Origin of the sequence: Streptomyces katrae, assembly GCF_000966975.1 — a bacterium.
In the GTDB taxonomy this organism is placed as follows: Bacteria; Actinomycetota; Actinomycetes; order Streptomycetales; family Streptomycetaceae; genus Streptomyces; species Streptomyces katrae.
The window spans coordinates 1-1941 of sequence record NZ_JZWV01000844.1 but is presented as its reverse complement, the minus strand read 5'-3'; the positions used below and the strand labels follow the sequence as shown (position 1 = coordinate 1941).

General features: G+C 74.4%; 2 protein-coding genes and 2 pseudogenes. 2 read left to right on the top strand and 2 right to left on the bottom strand.

Going from position 1 to position 1941, the window contains the following annotated elements; genetic code table 11:
• Positions 1 to 226: pseudogene (locus VR44_RS27795) on the top strand (ATP-binding protein); the annotation flags it as partial.
• Positions 227 to 246: 20 nt separating this feature from the next.
• On the opposite strand, the gene VR44_RS27790 reads toward VR44_RS27795, so the two are convergent.
• Complete coding sequence (locus tag VR44_RS27790; RefSeq protein ID WP_045950360.1) at positions 247 to 567, bottom strand: hypothetical protein; 321 nt, start codon at positions 565 to 567, stop codon at positions 247 to 249.
• 122 nt (positions 568 to 689) lie between these two features.
• Positions 690 to 1520 (bottom strand): annotated as a pseudogene (locus VR44_RS47605) (VanW family protein); the annotation flags it as partial.
• Positions 1521 to 1695: 175 nt separating this feature from the next.
• On the opposite strand from VR44_RS47605, the gene VR44_RS47600 reads away from it, so the two are divergent.
• On the top strand, positions 1696 to 1941 hold a 246-nt coding region (locus VR44_RS47600; RefSeq protein WP_045950359.1), incomplete at its 3' end, for a hypothetical protein.

Genomic DNA, 1941 nt, shown 5'->3' with positions numbered 1-1941 from the left:
GATCGACTTCTTCGAGAGCCGCGGGCTGCCGTTCGTCGTCGGGGCGAACTGCTTCCACGGGGAACAGCCCTACACCGCCGAGGAGATCGCCGCCGCCCTGCACCTGAGGGATCCCGCCACCCCGGTCCTGCTGCTGGACGCCCGCTCCCGCGCCTCCGCGCGCGACTGCCTGCTGGCCCTGCTCGACCTGGTCATCGCACGGGCGGGGGCCCCGGCCGGCGCCTGAGCCCTCCCCGTGCGCCGCCGCTACCGGGGCGCGGGGCGGCGGGCCGCGGCGGCCCCGCTCTCCTCCAGCAGGATCCGCAGGGCGTACTCGGCGGCCCGGCGGCGCAGGAACACCTGGGCGCGGGTCCCGGCCGCCAGGCGCCGGGCCGCGGCCGCCCCCTCCCGCGTCGCGTCGTCCCGGGTCTCGCGCCAGCCGTGCGCGGTACGCCGTACCGTGCCGTCCCACGCGGTGTGGCGGGCCATCCAGAACCATCCGGTCCCGGCGGGGCAGGATCCCCAGACCACCGCGTCGAGGCCGGCGTCCTGCCTGTCCTGCCCGTGCGCCCGTATCTCCTGCGTCACGTGCGTCCCCCCGGTTTCCGTCCTGGTTCGGCACGCAGGCTAGGTCAGGGCGGAGGGCGCCAGGGAGTCCGGGTTTCGGCCAACCTGCACGGCGCCGGCGGGATCGCCCCGGCGGGCCCCGGTCAGGCGCCGCTCGTGCTGCCCGGCTGCGGCCGGGCGGGGGCGGGGCTCGCCGCCGGGGTGGGGCTCTGCGTGGGGTCCACGGTGCAGACGACCTCGTCACGCGGGGTGTAGTGGGTGCGGAACGTCTCCCGCTTGACCTCCCGGCCCTGCCGGACGAACACGCGGTCGACCGCCACGTCGAACCCCTCGAGCGGGGTCTGCGCCTCGCAGTCCGGCCCCGAGGCCTCGCGCGTGGCCGGCGGGACGACGTTCGTGCGGGGGCCCTGGGTGGCGCGTATGTCGTCGTACTTCCTGGTCCCGATCAGGGTGATCGTCACCGAGGTGTCGGTGGACTCGGCCCGGATGGTGAGGGGATGGCCGGAGTCGTTCCTCCAGCGCAGGTCGAGGGTGCCCCAGGCGACGGTGGCCTCACGGCCCTCGGGGTACCGCTCGATGTAGAAGGAGTGGGCCCCGTGCTCCACGAAGGGGGCGCCCGCGAAGAACACCGCGTTGTACACGGCCGTGGCCACGCTCGAGACACCGCCGCCGGGCGCCTTCACGTACCGGCCGTCGTTGATCATGACGCCGTCGGTGAAACCGTTCTCCGCGGTGCGCTCGCCGACCGTCCGGTTGAAGCTCCAGGTCTGGCCCGGGGCGACCACCGAACCGTTGATCAGCTGGACGGCGCGCCCGATGTTCACCGTCCGGTACGGGGCGGCGGGGAAGTTCACGGTGAACGAGGACACCTCCTGCCGGCCCTCCGCCGCACCACCCGTGCTCCCGGCCACCCGCGCGGGCGCCGCCTGCACCTCGGCGCCGGAGGCGTGACCGGCCGGGATCAGCAGGCTCAGGCCGAGGCCGAGCGCGGCGGCTCCGGCCATCGCGGGCAGTCCGATCCGCCGGTGGTCCGTCAGGCGGTGTGCGCGTCGCATGTCTCTCCTGTGGGAGGGGCTCCGTGGGGTCCGGGTGGTCCGGGGTACGACCGCAGACAAGGATCCAGCCATCTTGGTCAAAAAGGACAAAAATGTGCCCGTTCTCACGCAGAAGGACAATCGGCCCGCTCGCCCGGCGCCCCTCCGCGGCGGCATCTGCGCGCCGCTGACCTGGGCGAAGAGCGTGCGGGGCGCCGCCCGGGAGCGGGGGGCGGTCCTCGTCGCCCGGGACGGGGAGGTTAGCGTGATCGCCATGTACGAGATCAAGGGCGTCAACGCCACACCGGGCGGCCGTCGCACCGTCCGGTTCCACGACCACGGCTACGCCGTCACCCCGGAG